This window comes from Neptuniibacter sp. PT8_73 (assembly GCF_047778045.1).
Taxonomy (GTDB): Bacteria; Pseudomonadota; Gammaproteobacteria; order Pseudomonadales; family Balneatricaceae; genus Neptuniibacter.
The window spans coordinates 1902198-1917831 of the sequence record NZ_CP180545.1; the positions used below are offsets into that span (position 1 = coordinate 1902198).

Sequence of the window (15634 nt, forward strand, 5' to 3'; positions counted from 1 at the left end):
TTGAACGCAATTAAACGGTCAAAAGCCAGTATTCATGGGGATTGGGGCTAGGTTTTTTATAAAAGCTATGATCTAATCGCGCATTATTAAGATGGTAATTACGGCCTTTTTAGACGGTAAATATTGATGACCCAAGAACAAAGCATTTCCGCGCTACTTTCTCAGAAAAACGGCAACATTCGTATCGGTATTATCGGTGCAATGGATGAAGAGGTGGAGCTGTTAAAAGCTGCACTGGAAGAGAGAGAAGACCACGAAATAGCTGGGTACTTACTTTTTACGGGTAAGTTACATGGACACGATATCGTTTTGCTTAAATCTGGTATCGGTAAAGTCAACGCGGCTATTGGAACTACTATTCTTCTTCAGGCATTTAAACCTGATTGTGTTATCAATACAGGCTCTGCTGGTGGTTATGATCCAGAGCTCAATGTTGGTGATATCGTTATTTCTTCTGAAGTTCGTCATCACGATGTGGATTTAACTGTATTTGGCTACGAATATGGCCAAGTGCCACGTCAGCCTGCAGCATTTACTCCAGACGCGACTTTGGCAAAGGTCGCTGAGCGTTGTATTGAGCGCATGGACGGCATGAAAACTACTCGCGGTTTGATCTGTACAGGCGATCAGTTCATGAACGACCCTGAGCGAGTAGAGCGCAAGCGCATGTTGTTCCCTGAGATGAAAGCTGTAGAGATGGAAGCTGCTGCGATTGCTCAGACATGTCATCAATTTAATACGCCGTTCATCGTGATTCGTGCTTTATCAGATATCGCAGGTAAAGAGTCTGGCGTGTCATTCGACCAATTTCTTGTGACTGCAGCTAAACATTCTGCAGAAATGATCATCGCAATGATTGATGAGTTGGCTTCCAACTGATACAAATAAGGCCTTTGTAACATGTAGCAATTATAAGGGCCTTAAATGACTACCTCTTTTTACCCACCTGTACGTACCCTGATGGGCCCAGGACCATCAGATGTAAGCCCTCGAGTTCTATCGGCGATGGCTCGCCCAACAATCGGTCACCTTGATCCTGAATTTATCCGCATGATGGATGAGATCAAAGTGATGCTGAAAAACCTTTTCAAAACTGAAAACGAATTAACAATGCCTGTATCTGCACCTGGTTCTGCAGGAATGGAAGCATGCTTTGTTAACTTGGTTGAGCCGGGTGATAAGGTGATTGTCTGCCAAAACGGTGTTTTTGGCGGTCGTATGAAAGAGAATGTAGAGCGTTTTGGTGGCGAATGCATTCTTGTTCAAGATGAATGGGGTCAGCCTGTGGATCTTGAAAAGGTTAAAGCTGCGTTTGCAGACAATGAAAATGTTAAAGCTTTGGCTTTTGTTCACGCAGAAACATCTACGGGTGTTCGTTCTGATGCAAAAGCGCTTTGTGAGTTAGCTCAGGCTAACGGTGCTCTTACTATTGTTGATGCTGTAACGTCCCTTGGCGGTGTAGAAGTTGACGTTGATGGCTGGGGTATTGATGCAATTTACTCCGGTACACAGAAGTGTCTTTCTTGTCCTCCTGGTATCTCTCCAGTGAGTTTTAGCCAGAAAGCAGTTGAGGCTATCCAAAACCGTACAAGCTCAGTTCCTAGCTGGTTCTTAGATACGAACCTTGTAATGGGTTACTGGGGTGGTGGTGGAAAGCGTGCTTATCATCACACTGCGCCTGTGAACTCTCTATATGCGCTTCATGAAGCTCTAGTTATGCTAGAAGAAGAAGGGCTTGAAAATGCTTGGGCTCGTCATCAGAAGCTGCATTTGGCACTACGTGCGGGTCTTGAAGCAATGGGAATTGGTTTCCTAGTTGATGAAGATAGCCGCCTGCCACAGCTTAACTCTGTCATCATTCCTGAAGGCGTTGATGATGCTGCTGTGCGTACTGCGCTACTGAAAAACTACAATCTTGAGATCGGTGCGGGTCTTGGTGCGTTGGCTGGTAAAGTATGGCGTATCGGTTTGATGGGTACTGCATGTACTCAGCGCAATGTTATGTTGTGCCTAGATGCTCTAGAAAACACACTTGCTGAGATGGAGGCACCAATTAAAATTGGTGTTGCAGCTCAAGCAGCGGCTGCTGTATTGGCTGAATAAGTTATTTAAGCCATGGATCATCGATCCATGGCTTATTTTAACGTCTTGCTAATTAACGCAATGGATTCAGGGTGATCCCACTCTTTCCCGCCAAGAATTGTTTCAATCAGTTTTCCTTCTTTATCGAACAATAATGTCATCGGCAGTCCTTTAATCCCAAATTCATTAAAAGAACGATTTTTCTCATCGAGTAAGATCGTGAAAGTTAATTCGGTATCAAGCTCCATTAAAAAACTTGAAACAGATACAGAATCCTCACCGGCATTTATCGCCAAAATCTCAAAATCTTGGTCAGCAAAATGATCCTGTAGCCTCTGCATCGAAGGCATCTCTTTGATGCATGGTGGACACCAAGTCGCCCAGAAATTAAGTAGAACGACTTTTCCTTTGTAATTTGCCAAAGAAACAGTTTCGTGATCTGTGTTTTGAAAACTCAGTTTATAGAGTTCGCTTTGTGCTAAAGCATTGGCAGAAGTCGCAAAAAGAAAAATGGAAATAAGTGCTGATTTTAAGACGGACATAAATTGCTCTCGATAGATACAGTGCCGGATGATAGCAAAAAAGAGATTTAAAAAGTACGAGATGGTGTTTGCTGTTTCATCCTTTATACTCTGAGCCTATAAAGAATAAAACAGTTCAATCTAGATGGGATAATAAGAATGAAAGTTGCATTTATAGGTTTGGGTGTCATGGGATACCCGATGGCAGGGCATTTAGCACAAGCAGGTCACGATGTTACGGTTTACAACCGTACAACAGCTAAATCAGAGGCATGGATTGAAGACTATAAAGGCAGCTTTGCTTTAACGCCTGCAATGGCTGCTCAGGGTGCAGATATCGTGTTTACCTGTGTTGGCAATGATGATGATTTAAGAGCTGTAACATCAGGCGAACAGGGTGTGTTAAGCACTATGCAAGCTGGTTCCATTTTGGTGGATCACACTACGGCATCTGCTGAAGTTGCTAGAGAGCTATCGGAGCTGGCAGGTGAGCAAGGCGTAGGCTTCTTCGATGCTCCAGTTTCTGGAGGTCAGGCAGGTGCAGAGAATGGCGTTTTAAGTATTATGGTAGGCGGTAATGTTGCTAACTTTTCTATTGTTGAGCCAGTTATGGATTGTTATGCAAAATCTACGCGTTTACTAGGTGAGGCGGGCTCTGGTCAGTTAGCGAAAATGGTTAATCAGATTTGTATCGCTGGTCTAGTGCAGGGCTTGGCTGAAGGGGTTCATTTCGCTAAAGCTGCTGGTTTAGATGCAGCTCAGGTATTCGACGTAATTCAACATGGTGCTGCGGGCTCTTGGCAAATGGTGAATCGCCATCAAACCATGATTGAGGATGAGTATGATTTTGGATTTGCTGTTGATTGGATGCGTAAAGATTTAAATATTGTTCTAGATGAATCCCGAAAGAATGGCGCCCGATTGCCGGTTACGGCTTTGGTAGATCAGTTTTACGCGGATGTTCAGCAAATGGGTGGCGGGCGCTGCGACACCTCAAGTCTGCTGATGCGTTTAGAAAGCGAGAACAAGAAATAACCATTATTTTATAATGGTTTTTATGGGCCATTGATGGATAGACACAGGCTGTTGGCTCTATATAATTGCCCCCGATATTTCTTTATTACTACTACAAAATATCTAGGACAGTTCTATGGATAAATATAACCTAATCTCTGTTGCTCCAAGTCTTGCGATTGTTGCAGCGATGATCATTGGTACATTTGTTGGCGTTAAAGTAATCAAAAATATGATTGCTAAAGACGCAGCGGCTGCGGACAAGTAAGTTTCAGCTTTGCCGGGAACCTCTATTGAGCAACCCGGCTAATTCCTCCTACCAATCGTTCGGCACAACAAACCCTCTATCTATTTCTTTTCCTGTTTTATCAAATCTAGCCACTAGGATAGGCCTATCGGCTTTTAATAGCTCAACCTTTAATTCTTCATAATCCAAAAGATTCGATTGATCAGCAATGAGCCAATAAGGCTTTTGCATAATGCTGTAAAAGTCTAAGCCTTTAATCTGGTTAATCTCATTCAGCCTGAGCCACCAGCCCTGGAGGTGGCTTGGATTGATTGTGGGATGAAGTTCTATTTCAGAGCCAAACTCAGCAAAAGGATGAAATAGGTAACCCTGTACTAGCATAACGAAAATCGCAGGGGATAAGCCTTCGCTTTTACACGCTAGGATGCCTTGAGGGGTTTTAGATACTTTAAGTTGATGTTCGACCATCCTCTCATATTTAAGATCTAACCGATCTCTCTTTCCTGGGCCAATAAAATCTTCAAGCTTGGTGCCTGAGCCTATTCTTAAATAGTATTTAATTGCACATTCTAGATGGAAGTCACCCGTCGATGAACCGCCTATAAAATCGAGTTCACCCAAAGTGACTTTATTATCAAAAATCCCAATATTTCTTTTAATATCATATATATGGGTGTCATTGTTGAGGATGTGGTTGACTATGTTTTCGTAATATCCGCCAAGGTTTCTTGCTATAAATCTTGATCTGTTAACTACTACTGATTTGGACTGATCTGCACTAATAAGGTCATGAAAGGGAATATAGCTATTCGGCACGTTGATCAAAGAAGGGCTGCTTAAAACCCAGTCTATATCGTTATCCATGCGCAGTGCTCTTTTAAGTAGATAAATTAAGGAACGGTCGATTCGTCGTAATCTAAGACTTTCCTTTTTACATCAACTGTTGAAATGCTTAAAGTATGCTGCAACACGATGGGATTATAAATAAGGGTATACAATGACTAGATCAGCAGTTAATAACGTCCCTTTAAGCGAACAAAACCGTGATGTTCTGTTATCAGAATCAGACATTAATAATATATTGGTTAATGGTGCACAAATCTCTTTAACCAAACTTCGTAAAGCACAAAGTACAGATGCTCAGCTTTGCTACTACGCAGAAATTGGTGTTTACCTGGAGGTATCGCTTTCACGAGGGGCGGGTATTACTGAGTCGACTATGGAGACTCTGCAGGAGATTCATAGAATTGCTACACATGAATACATGGATAACCGTAAGCTATTGTCCAAGGTAGAACAGTAAGCAGTGTCAGAAAATACCCCAGCCGAAATATTTGATGCCAGCGCCTTTTTGAAGCAACTCACAAAAAGGCCTGGAATCTACCAAATGTACGATGCAGACAATGAGCTTCTGTACATTGGAAAAGCCAAAAACCTTAAAAACAGAGTTTCTAGTTACTTCCGCTCTTCAGGTCTCAGCGTAAAGACCCGTGCGTTGGTTGCGAAGATAGCTGATGTTCAGGTAACCATCACTAACAGTGAAACCGAAGCGTTATTGCTTGAGCAAAACCTGATTAAGCAGCATCGGCCACCTTATAATATTCTTCTACGTGACGATAAATCGTACCCATATATCTTCATTTCAGATAAAGATGATTATCCTGCGGTGCGATTTAGCCGAGGCGCCAAGCGTAAAAGCGGTAAATATTTCGGTCCGTTCCCAAGCGGAGGGGCGGTACGTGACAGCCTTAACTTACTTCAGAAGATTTTTAAGATACGTCAGTGCGACGATAGTTTTTACAAAAACAGGTCGCGTCCTTGCCTTCAGTATCAAATCAAAAGATGCACAGCGCCTTGTGTAAAAGCTATCTCTAAAGAAGATTATCAAGACGATATCCGTCATGCCTCTATGTTCTTAGATGGTAAAAACACCAAGGTTATGGATGAAATTGCTAGCCAGATGGAAAATGCTTCATCTGATCTTGAGTTTGAAAAGGCTGCGCTATATAGAGATCAACTGATTAGTTTACAAAAAGTACAAGAGCAGCAGTATGTGACTGGCATGCAAGGTGAGGCCGATGTGATTGGGTGTTCAGTTCAGCCTGGTGGGGTCTGCATACATATGCTGTTTGTCCGCGGAGGAAGAATTATCGGAAGTAAGGCCCACTATCCCAAGGTATCTATCGAGGAAACATCTAGCGAAATTGTTTCGGCTTTTGTTGCTCAATGGTATTTGGGTTCGCAGCGCGATATGCCGTCATATATTGTGTTACCAGGCGAAGTTGACGATAAAGATTGCTTGCAGCAAGCAATAGAAGAATCATCAAACAAAAAGATTGCGCTTTCTCATACGGTCAGAGGTGAGCGAGCGGCATGGCAGAAATTAGCTAATACCAACGCTGAACAGCAGCTAGGCAGTTATTTGGCTAACAAAAAGAATATATATAATCGGTATCTAGAGCTGCAAAGCCTTTTAGACCTAGATGAGGTTCCGCAACGGCTAGAGTGTTTCGATATAAGTCACAGTTCTGGTGAGGCAACCGTTGCCTCATGTGTAGTGTTCGATAGGAATGGCCCTCTCAAATCGGATTACAGGCACTTTAATATCGAAGGGATAACTCCAGGCGATGACTATGCAGCAATGCATCAAGCTCTTCTGAGGCGTTACACGCGCTTAAAGAAAGGCGAGGGAAAATTGCCTGATATTTTGTTGATCGATGGTGGCAAAGGCCAGGTTACCCAGGCAATGGAGGTGCTAGATGAGCTAAGCATATCCGACGTGTTAGTGATTGGCGTAGCTAAAGGGCCTACTCGTAAGGCTGGTTTTGAAGTGCTGATTTCAGGCGATACGGGTGAAGAAACAGTATTGGAAAGTAGCTCGGCTGCGTTGCATCTAATTCAGCACATACGAGATGAAGCGCATAGATTTGCCATTACAGGGCATCGAGCTCGAAGAGGTAAGGCTAGGAAACGCTCAGTGTTAGAGGATATACCCGGTGTTGGACCTAAGCGCAGAAGGGAGCTGCTTAGACATTTTGGTGGAATCCAAGAAGTAGAGCGCGCCAGTGTTGAAGAAATTGCAAAAGTCTCTACCATAAGCAAAACAATTGCCGAAGAAATCTATGCGGCACTCCATCCTGATATTTGAATGCCAGATGAATATACCCAATATACTTACATCGTTACGTATTGTTTTAATCCCTGTCTTTGTGCTGATTTTCTATTTGCCATATAGCTGGGCACCTATTGCTACAGGCGTGGTATTTGCCGTTGCTGGTGTTACAGATTGGCTGGATGGCTATTTGGCTAGAAAGTTAAATCAAACCTCCCCCTTTGGCGCTTTCTTGGATCCTGTTGCGGATAAGTTAATGGTGGCTATATCTCTAGCTCTATTAGTTGAAAGTTATGCGTCATGGTGGATCACAATTCCAGCAATCGTAATTATCGGAAGAGAGATCGTAATATCAGCTCTTCGAGAGTGGATGGCAGAAGTAGGGCAGAGGGCGAGTGTGGCTGTCTCTTACATCGGGAAGGTAAAAACAGCCCTGCAGATGCTGGCGATTATGCTCATGATTGTTACAGAGCCTTACACGACAATTTCGATAGCAGGGATCGTTGCACTGTATCTAGCAGCAGCATTAACGTTATGGTCTATGTATCAGTACCTTAGAGCTTCTTGGCCTGCTTTATCTGAACAGATGTAAGTGGTTAATAATTAAGCAGATTTTTTTATAAAATATGTGTTGACTTATAATCGGGGCTCTCTATAATACGCACCACATTGTTACAGCAGAGCGGGAATAGCTCAGTGGTAGAGCACAACCTTGCCAAGGTTGGGGTCGCGAGTTCGAACCTCGTTTCCCGCTCCAAATTCTAAAGTAGCAATATTGAGGCGCGGTGGCAGAGTGGTCATGCAGCGGACTGCAACTCCGTGTACGCCGGTTCGATTCCGACCCGCGCCTCCATCTTCTGCCCGGGTGGTGAAATTGGTAGACACAGGAGACTTAAAATCTCCCGCTCGCAAGAGTGTACCGGTTCGAGTCCGGTCCCGGGCACCACTTGTGGTAATCACTTTCTTAGATTTATCTCTCATTCCTCTATAGATTTAACGCTTAGTTTTCGTTACCTGCGTCCGTTGTTATCTTTGTGGCGCGAGATTCTGCAAGAAGCTCCCTAGTCCTAGCTAATTAATGCAATTCTTAATCTGTTTTATCAACCTGTTTATTTTTCATGTTTATTGGTGCTCTGTGTATCCGTGTGATTTATATGGTTTTTTTGATGCGTGTTTAATAATGTGTCTTCAAGTCTATAGTCTCGGGGCTTTTTGGTTCTTGAAATGTTTGAATTGATGTCTATTATTACCGATATTAAGTGAATAGCCTTACTTTAAATAAGGCTTGTTGTTTTTGCTTAAGGGATAAGTGCAGTCAATGAGATTGTCATTGCTATACTTAAATGACATCGAGGGATATAAACAACACGCAGGAAAGGGAGTTCAGAGATATTATGACAGATCTTCCGAAAGGCATATTTATACTGGCTGTTGCTGGTGTTATTGGATATCAAGCAATCAAGGCGCTTGATATGGATTATCTTGCTCAGTCACCTGGCTCCCCTACAGCGACAAATAAGGCTGCTAAAGGCCCTTTAAGTGACGCTGATAAAGTAGAGGCTGTGTTGGCAGGTGCTGATCCTACTGATGTATTTAAACCAACTGCGGCTGGCAAAAAGCTTTCAGTTGCTTGTGATAGTGGCTTTATCGCAGGTGATATTAATAAGAATCGATATTCCAAAATCAGCTACGCATCGATCACTGAGCGAGGAATAACCTACATTCAGGTTTCACGTTACTCGCCAACTTATCTTGTGCAGGAGCACTACCAGGCTGTAACAGCGACAGAGGTGGATAAGGTTCCCGACAGTATAAAAGCGGCGCTACAAACTAAAATTAGCAATCCTCACGGCTGTAGCTCGCAAGATTTATATCTCTCGCAGATAAATTATCTTAAATAATTAAAAAGTTATATTTGCTGGAAAAATTAAGCCCTTCACTAAGCATGAAGGGCTTAGTTTTTATGGCTGTACTAATTTGAGATTTGGTGGATTAGCTGGGCTGTATCAAGCATTCGATTTGAGAAGCCCCATTCATTGTCATACCAGGCAAAAACTTTAATAGTATTTTCATGTGTCATGGTTTGGGTGGCATCGAAAATACAGGACTCAGGCCTATGGTTGAAATCGATGGATACTAGGGGTTCATGATTGCATGCAACGATGCCTGTGTAGTTCTTATCTGCTTCTCTTTGGATCAAATCATTTAACTCGCCTGCTGAGCACTGATTCTTTACTGTTGCACTGAGATCAACGAGAGATACGTTTGAGGTGGGAACGCGGATGGCCATGCCTGATAGTTTTCCTTCTAGTTCGGGCAAAACTAGTCCTACAGCCGCAGCAGCGCCTGTCTTGGTTGGGATCATGGAGCTAGCAGCTGATCTTGCTCTGTATAAGTCACCGCTAAAGGCGTCCATTAAGTGTTGGTCATTGGTATAAGCGTGGATAGTTGTCATTAAGCCTGATTCAATACCTAAATGGCTGTTAATTATCTTAGCTAATGGTGCAAGGCAGTTGGTTGTGCATGATGCGTTGGAGATGATGGTGTGATGAGGCTGAATGGTATCTTGGTTTACGCCGTAAACAACGCATGCGTCTGCATTTTTGGAAGGTGCTGAAATTAATACTTTTTTAGCGCCTGCTTCTATGTGTTTTGAGGCTAAATCTCTAGCGGTAAATAGGCCGGTGCATTCAAATACAATGTCTATATCAAGCTCAGCCCAGGGTAGGGTGCTTGTGTTTTTTTCTCTAAATACCTTTATGGCATCGCCATTAATGATTAGGGCGTCATTCTCAACAATAACATCGTGTCTAAATCGACCGTGAATACTGTCGTATTGGGTTAGGTGTGCATTTACCTGAGGATCGCAAAGGTCGTTGATGGCAACTATCTGTAAGTTGTCGTTCAAGTGGGATTCATAAAAGGCTCTAAGGATATTTCTGCCTATTCTGCCGTAACCGTTGATTGCTATTTTTGCTTTCATAGTACTTCCTTATCATGCAGTTAGGGTTACTTTTAGCGTAGCTCATCTAGTGTTTCCGGCAATATAAAATTTGAAACAAAGCAGTGTGCGGATATAATAATATGTATCATTTGATACATATTGAATATTATATGAAACAGAATACGCAGGATTTGGTAAAAGAAGCTGCAGACAAGCTTTTGCGTGAAGGTATAAAGCCCACGCAGCAAAACATTAGAGATCGAATTGGAACGGGTTCAATTACGACGATAAACAAAGCACTAAATGTTTGGTGGTCTGAGCTCGGGCTGCGTCTTGATGAGGCTGAGCGAAACCCAAGCATTCCAGAGCCTGTTGCCAGTACTGCTAACAAACTTTGGTTGCAAGCGCTTGCTTATGCTAATAAGGAGCTCGATTCACAAAGAAGCGCAATGGAAAGTGAATTTGCTGACAGGGCTAGAAAGTTGTCTCAAGTCTCTACTGCTGATCATGGTGAGTTAAAGGAGCTGAGGGCGCAATGCCTTCGATTGCTGCAAGATAATGAGAGACTCTCAAATGAGAAGAGTGACGGGCTGCTAAAAATCGCAGAGTGCGAAACAAGGCTTATCGAGAGTCACTCAGAGATATCTCGCCTTACTAGAGAGCTCAAGCAGGCAGAGATAATGTCTGAGGGTAGCTCCAATATCGATCAATATATTGAAGTTCAAGTGGAGAATCGCACCCTCCAAGAGGAGAATAAGAGGCTTAACAGGGCAATTGATGCCCTTGCGGGCGAAAAGGCCGAGCTGCAGCTAGAGGTAATAAAATTAAAGCAAATGCTAACGGCATCTTAGAATCCTAAAGTAGTGATGCTATATATTATTAACGATGTTAATCTTCATTAAGCTTTGTGCAAAATTGATTCATGGCTTGCTGGCCGCATCTTTAATAAACTAGTGCTTACTACTGGTAAACTAATTTCTATCTATTTATAGGTAAATATCTGAAATGGATATAGTTTTAAGAGAATCGGCGCAGGATCAAGAAATTATTGATGCTTTGCATCAGTGTGGTCCTCAAGATGCTGTGTGCTGTAATGGTGAGCAAGATTTCAAGCAAGCCAAAGCTCTTCTTCTGAAAGAAAAGCTAAAGAATGTAACGATTCAGCTTTTGGATGATGATGGCTATGCAATTAAGCAAGTAACGAGCAAGCCAAAAGACCCAAGAATAGCGCGCGAACAGCTTAATGGTAGGCAGGTGGCGGTTGTTAAGGCGCTGGAGAAGGTGCTTAGGCATTGTAAGAAAGAAGGCGTCCAACTCGTTGGTTATAGTGACGAGTTAGTTGCTTTGCCTGCACACATCCCAGTTGAAGAAATTGCAAATGCTGGGGCTATGGATGTTGAGAGCTTTGATGTATACAAAGGTGCTGATGCAATAGCGCCTTCAAGTGATATATAGAATAATAAATAAATATAAATCAGATAATTAGGCCGGAAACTTCAGCTTAAATATCTATTGGCAACCTGGTTATTAGGAAGCGAGTATGTCGACCCCAATTAAGATTTTGCTTGTAGACGATCACCCTTTGGTTAGGGCTGGATTTCAGCGCTTGCTGATATCTGACGAAAGCATTGAAATTGTAGGGGAGGCGGATAACGGTCAATCAGCTTGTGAGATGTACTCACAATATAAGCCTGATGTCGTGATTATGGATCTGAATATGCCAGCAGATTCAAGTTCTGAAGAGACGGCTTCTAATAATCTTAATGGTGGCCTTGAAGCAATTCGACGTATTATCTCTCGGGATCCAAAAGCAAAGGTGCTTGTATTAACTGCAATGGAGACAGATCCTTTTCCTGCCCACGTAGTAAATGCTGGCGCCAAAGGCTTTTTAACTAAAAGATGCGCTCCTGATGAACTCTTAGAGGCCGTAAAGGCTATCCATAAGGGTGAGGAGTATATTACCGAAGAGATTCGCTCTCGGATTAATGGGGACTCTTCAGGCGAATCATCTCTAGGTAGTCTTACAAAGCGTGAGTTGCAGATATTTTCGTTGCTGGCTGAGGGTCGCACAGTGGCTATTGTCGCTGAAGAGATGTTTTTGAGCCCTAAAACCATTCACGCTCATCGCACAAATATCTTCAGAAAACTTAAAATCAGTAACAATTCTGAGCTAGTTCACCTCGCAATTCGTCACAACATCGTCCAAGCTTAAGGTAACTCTCTTAAACGAGGTTGCCGATATGAGCGTACTGGACTTTACAGAGCTGCACCTAGAAACCGAGTTTCTTTGGAATGAAATTTCCGTAGGCGATAGCGTTATGCTTGATGCTGATCTATACGAATCCAACAGCTGCAAGCTCCATAAATACCAGCCTTATGAGGTTCTGGCTAAAATGCATTGCATGGCACCAGAGCCATCCATTTTAATCGTCGAGTCCGATGTGACAGGCGAGCTCATAAACCTTCATCCAGCGCTATTGTGTAGCTACCAATCAGCTGAAATACCCATTACACATTCATAGATTGCTTGCCTTATTTTTCTCTCATGCTTCCAATTTTGTATCGCAATCAAATCCTTTATCTAGTTGAGAGCCAGGTGCTTATCGCTGCAAATTAAAGCATTGAGGCGGTAATATCATTAGTGCTTTCTGGCTTTATATTTCTATCAAATTTGAGCTCTTTATAGCTGCTTTTGTCTATTTATAAGCAAGTGCTTGCAAGGTTCATAAGCCCCATCATTGCTTAATTTATAAATACGCATAATATATATTATGTTAAATAGGATGTTTGTGTATGTAGCTATGCTTATCGCCTACTTTGTGTAGATGCATATTGAACATATAACCTTATATGCGGAGCTAAAATTATTGCGCGGAGAGCTTCGCAAAATGAAAATTTGGGAGCTAAGTACCGTAAAGAGCAACGTAGCGCACGCTGCTCTTTCGGTAAGTAGATAGAAATATATTAGGACTGTTGTTCTGCTAGTTCACGAATCTCTTCAAAGGACCATTCTTTTAAAAGATCACCATTGCGATAAACAGTGATTAGTTCATTGTTCATTGCACCTAGTTCATCTTCTCGAATGGTTAAGAAATTGTTATTAGCATTTTTAATAAGCGCTAAGCGTCCTCGTTTAGATCGTTTGCCTGGATCAGTGATCGGATCTTTATATACATCCTGCCATTCTCCATTGATCTGTATTGCTGATGCCTTCATCGCAAACTTCTGGGTATCGCGATTTACTTTTTGTAAAAGCTCACCACCCATACCAAAAGCGATATTCTCGGTACTTATCTTACGAATCTTCAATGCCTCTAGAATAGCTGCAATAGATTCTAGATTTACACCGTCACCTTGTATGACTCTAATGCAATCTGGTAACACTCGGTAACCTTTGCTGTTATAGCGGCTACCGAACTTGGCCATTAGACGCTCAATCGTTTCTGAAACGATTTCAACCGGATCACCAGAGTCTGGGCGAACAACTAATGTTCCTTCCATATTCTTAACATCTTCGATGAGTTCATCACCCCAGATATTATCGATGGCATTCCATAGATTGTATGAGTCACTTACTACGGCCAGTAGCTTACCTCTACCACCAAATTGTTTAAGCATGTTTTTATAGGCTGCTGATTCATTTGGCTTGCCCCAGCTTGTGATTGTGCTGTGTTCTGCTGCAGGAATCGAGAATCCAGCCATATCGGCACCGTAATAACGCTTAGCTGCTAATAAGCCTGATACTGTGTCAGTGCCCATAAAATTCACTAAGTGAGCAACTGCGCCTAGCGCTGAAGATTCTTCTGAACTTGCGCCTCTGGCACCGAAATCGTGTAACTTAAATGTAAGACCATCAGTGCTATCAGTAGTTTCTTCCATGTACCTTTTGATAATCTCTTTACAGCTTTTAGAGACTGTCGCTACGGTTGTTGGATACCAAATGGCCCTTAGTAATGCTGTTTCTATATAACTCGTTAACCATGCACATTTAGGATCGGTATTTTTGACCTGAACCATAACGTTATTGGTCGGTAATAACGTGCCTTCTGGTACTGACTGAATCTCTAGAGGTAGATAACCATCGTAGGCACTCAAAATATATTCCCAGCCATCACGGTTAAAAGGAACGCCGTGCGCTGTAAGAACTACCTCCGCCTCGTCTATATCTTCTTTCGTGACAGGCTTGCTTAGATAGGCTTTTATGAATGCCTGAAGGCCAAATACAATCGTATTAGCATAAACACCACCGCGAGATTCAATATAGCTAGATACGAATTCTGTACCTTGAGGATATTGAACGTAGTGTGACGTTTTGTAGGAATCTGTATTAAGTATTAGGTTTTTCATGACGGAGTTCCTCCTGTCTTATGTGTGACAGCATCGGTCTATCCAATACTGTTTTACTCATAGTAAGCAGAATCCCTGCTCACCTATTTTGAATATTTAAGTGATTTGCAATCACTTAATGACTACATAGTGGCCTATAGCCACTTATAAATCAACAATTATTTTCTATGTATAAATTCGTTTGTTTTTAGCTTGTTCCGAGTAGTTCTTGGATTATGAAATAGTGATCTTCAAACATCTCTTCTGGCTTTAAATCACCTAGAGGAATCCAACGAGCATACTTGGCATCGTCACTTCCTTTGACTTTAGGAAGCGCAGAGTTTGGTTCTAGATCAATATGAAAAGCGTGTGTTATGGTTCGGCCTCTGGCAGAACGGTTAGGTTCATCAAACACTTCTTGACGTTTTATCGATCCTTTAAGCACAGGGCTTGGTACTTTTAATCGAGTTTCTTCACGAAGCTCTCGTAAACAAGCATCTAAAAGACGTTCATTCTGATCAACAAATCCTCCCGGTAAGGCCCATAACCCCTTCCCTGGATTTGCCTTTCTTTCTACCAGAAGAATATGACCTGATTGGATTACAACAGCATCGACTGTAACAAATGTCGGTGCATACGGGGCTGCTTCCCACGCTTGTTTATATTTTTGTACAAAGCCAATTTCATCAGCGATTTGTTGGTAGGCTTCATTGCTATCAGCAAAATCACTTAGCCACTTACTAATCGAACTAGGTAAAAGTTCGTTATTACTAGTTTTAAGTAACTCATTGATTAATGGGCTAAAATATTGCTCTCTAATTGGAGTTGCACTAATCCCTGCATAGTTTTCAACGCTAATGTTTTTCCATTGAGGGAAAAGGTTCAGGTAAAAACCAGTGTGGTCTTTTTTGTGTCCAATTAAAGCAATCGAAGCAGGTTGATGTGGCTTGGTGTGATGTGCAGTAACCGAGCCATTTACTGTGGCTTGCACATTTCGAACCCAAAGATCATCGTTATAAGGAACATCCATTAGAGGTAAGCAGATTAATCGTTCGTTATCTGTTTCGCTCAGGCATGCCCTGATCATCTGTTCTCGTTCGAAGTGATTCCATGGGTTTCGTGGATTTCTTGCCTGCCAAGCAGAACCGATTAATACAATAAGTTTATCCGCCGCGGCTAATCCTTCGCGCACTACCTGTAAGTGTCCATTGTGAAAAGGCTGAAATCGGCCAATAAAGACCGCAAAGTCATATCTATTTTGCATACAGCAAGCTCCTTGCCGTTATATGTTAGCTGACAGGTCTTTCCCATCAGAATCTGTGTTGCGTATTTTGCTACGCCCTTTTATTATTGGCTTTATGCCACCAAAGTCAACTTTTGCTGCGAGT

The 15634-nt window shown here is 42.4% G+C and carries 17 protein-coding genes and 3 tRNA genes; 15 read left to right on the top strand and 5 right to left on the bottom strand.

The window, feature by feature from the left end; translation table 11 throughout:
• Positions 1-126 precede the first annotated feature (126 nt).
• Complete coding sequence (gene mtnN, locus ACMXYN_RS08630; protein ID WP_415894423.1) at positions 127-879, top strand: 5'-methylthioadenosine/S-adenosylhomocysteine nucleosidase; 753 nt, start codon at positions 127-129, stop codon at positions 877-879.
• 45 nt (positions 880-924) lie between these two features.
• Positions 925-2103 (top strand): pyridoxal-phosphate-dependent aminotransferase family protein, encoded by a 1179-nt coding sequence (locus tag ACMXYN_RS08635; RefSeq protein WP_415894424.1) that lies wholly within the window; start codon positions 925-927, stop codon positions 2101-2103.
• A gap of 32 nt (positions 2104-2135) precedes the next feature.
• Here the strand turns inward: ACMXYN_RS08635 and ACMXYN_RS08640 are convergent, their stop codons facing one another.
• Positions 2136-2624, bottom strand: coding sequence for a TlpA disulfide reductase family protein (locus ACMXYN_RS08640; protein ID WP_415894426.1), 489 nt, complete (start codon positions 2622-2624; stop codon positions 2136-2138).
• A gap of 138 nt (positions 2625-2762) precedes the next feature.
• On the opposite strand from ACMXYN_RS08640, the gene ACMXYN_RS08645 reads away from it, so the two are divergent.
• Positions 2763-3638, top strand: coding sequence for an NAD(P)-dependent oxidoreductase (locus ACMXYN_RS08645; protein WP_415894428.1), 876 nt, complete (start codon positions 2763-2765; stop codon positions 3636-3638).
• Positions 3639-3753: 115 nt separating this feature from the next.
• The gene (locus ACMXYN_RS08650) at positions 3754-3885 is read left to right on the top strand and encodes a hypothetical protein (RefSeq protein ID WP_415884613.1); all 132 of its coding nucleotides are present in this window, start codon (positions 3754-3756) and stop codon (positions 3883-3885) included.
• 48 nt (positions 3886-3933) lie between these two features.
• On the opposite strand, the gene ACMXYN_RS08655 is transcribed toward ACMXYN_RS08650, so the two are convergent.
• Complete coding sequence (locus ACMXYN_RS08655) at positions 3934-4728, bottom strand: DUF1853 family protein (RefSeq protein WP_415894429.1); 795 nt, start codon at positions 4726-4728, stop codon at positions 3934-3936.
• 133 nt (positions 4729-4861) lie between these two features.
• Here ACMXYN_RS08655 and ACMXYN_RS08660 point away from each other — a divergent pair, with 133 nt between their 5' ends.
• From ACMXYN_RS08660 to ACMXYN_RS08690, 7 genes are all read left to right on the top strand, one after another.
• The gene (locus ACMXYN_RS08660) at positions 4862-5167 is read left to right on the top strand and encodes an excinuclease ABC subunit C (protein WP_415894431.1); all 306 of its coding nucleotides are present in this window, start codon (positions 4862-4864) and stop codon (positions 5165-5167) included.
• A gap of 84 nt (positions 5168-5251) precedes the next feature.
• Positions 5252-7012, top strand: coding sequence for an excinuclease ABC subunit UvrC (gene uvrC / locus ACMXYN_RS08665; protein ID WP_415894432.1), 1761 nt, complete (start codon positions 5252-5254; stop codon positions 7010-7012).
• Positions 7013-7019: 7 nt separating this feature from the next.
• Positions 7020-7568, top strand: a complete 549-nt coding sequence (pgsA, locus tag ACMXYN_RS08670; protein ID WP_415894434.1) for a CDP-diacylglycerol--glycerol-3-phosphate 3-phosphatidyltransferase — start codon at positions 7020-7022, stop codon at positions 7566-7568.
• Positions 7569-7658: 90 nt separating this feature from the next.
• Positions 7659-7733: transfer RNA gene (locus ACMXYN_RS08675), tRNA-Gly, on the top strand.
• A gap of 22 nt (positions 7734-7755) precedes the next feature.
• Positions 7756-7829: transfer RNA gene (locus ACMXYN_RS08680), tRNA-Cys, on the top strand.
• 6 nt (positions 7830-7835) lie between these two features.
• Positions 7836-7922 (top strand) — tRNA-Leu (locus ACMXYN_RS08685).
• 448 nt (positions 7923-8370) lie between these two features.
• Positions 8371-8877: a hypothetical protein gene (locus ACMXYN_RS08690; RefSeq protein WP_415894435.1), complete on the top strand. Its 507-nt coding sequence runs from the start codon at positions 8371-8373 to the stop codon at positions 8875-8877.
• A 71-nt stretch (positions 8878-8948) separates the two neighbouring features.
• On the opposite strand, the gene gap is transcribed toward ACMXYN_RS08690, so the two are convergent.
• A complete protein-coding gene (gene gap, locus ACMXYN_RS08695) occupies positions 8949-9959 on the bottom strand; it encodes a type I glyceraldehyde-3-phosphate dehydrogenase (RefSeq protein ID WP_415894437.1) in 1011 nt (336 codons plus the stop codon).
• Positions 9960-10090: 131 nt separating this feature from the next.
• Here gap and ACMXYN_RS08700 point away from each other — a divergent pair, with 131 nt between their 5' ends.
• The 4 genes from ACMXYN_RS08700 (at position 10091) to ACMXYN_RS08715 (ending at position 12442) form a co-directional block, all read left to right on the top strand.
• Positions 10091-10771 (top strand): DNA-binding protein, encoded by a 681-nt coding sequence (locus ACMXYN_RS08700; protein WP_415894438.1) that lies wholly within the window; start codon positions 10091-10093, stop codon positions 10769-10771.
• A gap of 154 nt (positions 10772-10925) precedes the next feature.
• Positions 10926-11375: a response regulator gene (locus tag ACMXYN_RS08705; protein WP_415894440.1), complete on the top strand. Its 450-nt coding sequence runs from the start codon at positions 10926-10928 to the stop codon at positions 11373-11375.
• Between the two features lie 85 nt (positions 11376-11460).
• Positions 11461-12132, top strand: coding sequence for a response regulator (locus tag ACMXYN_RS08710; protein WP_415894441.1), 672 nt, complete (start codon positions 11461-11463; stop codon positions 12130-12132).
• 28 nt (positions 12133-12160) lie between these two features.
• Positions 12161-12442, top strand: coding sequence for a hypothetical protein (locus ACMXYN_RS08715; RefSeq protein ID WP_415894442.1), 282 nt, complete (start codon positions 12161-12163; stop codon positions 12440-12442).
• Between the two features lie 442 nt (positions 12443-12884).
• On the opposite strand, the gene ACMXYN_RS08720 is transcribed toward ACMXYN_RS08715, so the two are convergent.
• Positions 12885-14267, bottom strand: coding sequence for a nicotinate phosphoribosyltransferase (locus tag ACMXYN_RS08720; protein WP_415894443.1), 1383 nt, complete (start codon positions 14265-14267; stop codon positions 12885-12887).
• 187 nt (positions 14268-14454) lie between these two features.
• Positions 14455-15510: a bifunctional nicotinamide-nucleotide adenylyltransferase/Nudix hydroxylase gene (locus ACMXYN_RS08725; protein ID WP_415894444.1), complete on the bottom strand. Its 1056-nt coding sequence runs from the start codon at positions 15508-15510 to the stop codon at positions 14455-14457.
• Positions 15511-15634: the final 124 nt, after the last annotated feature.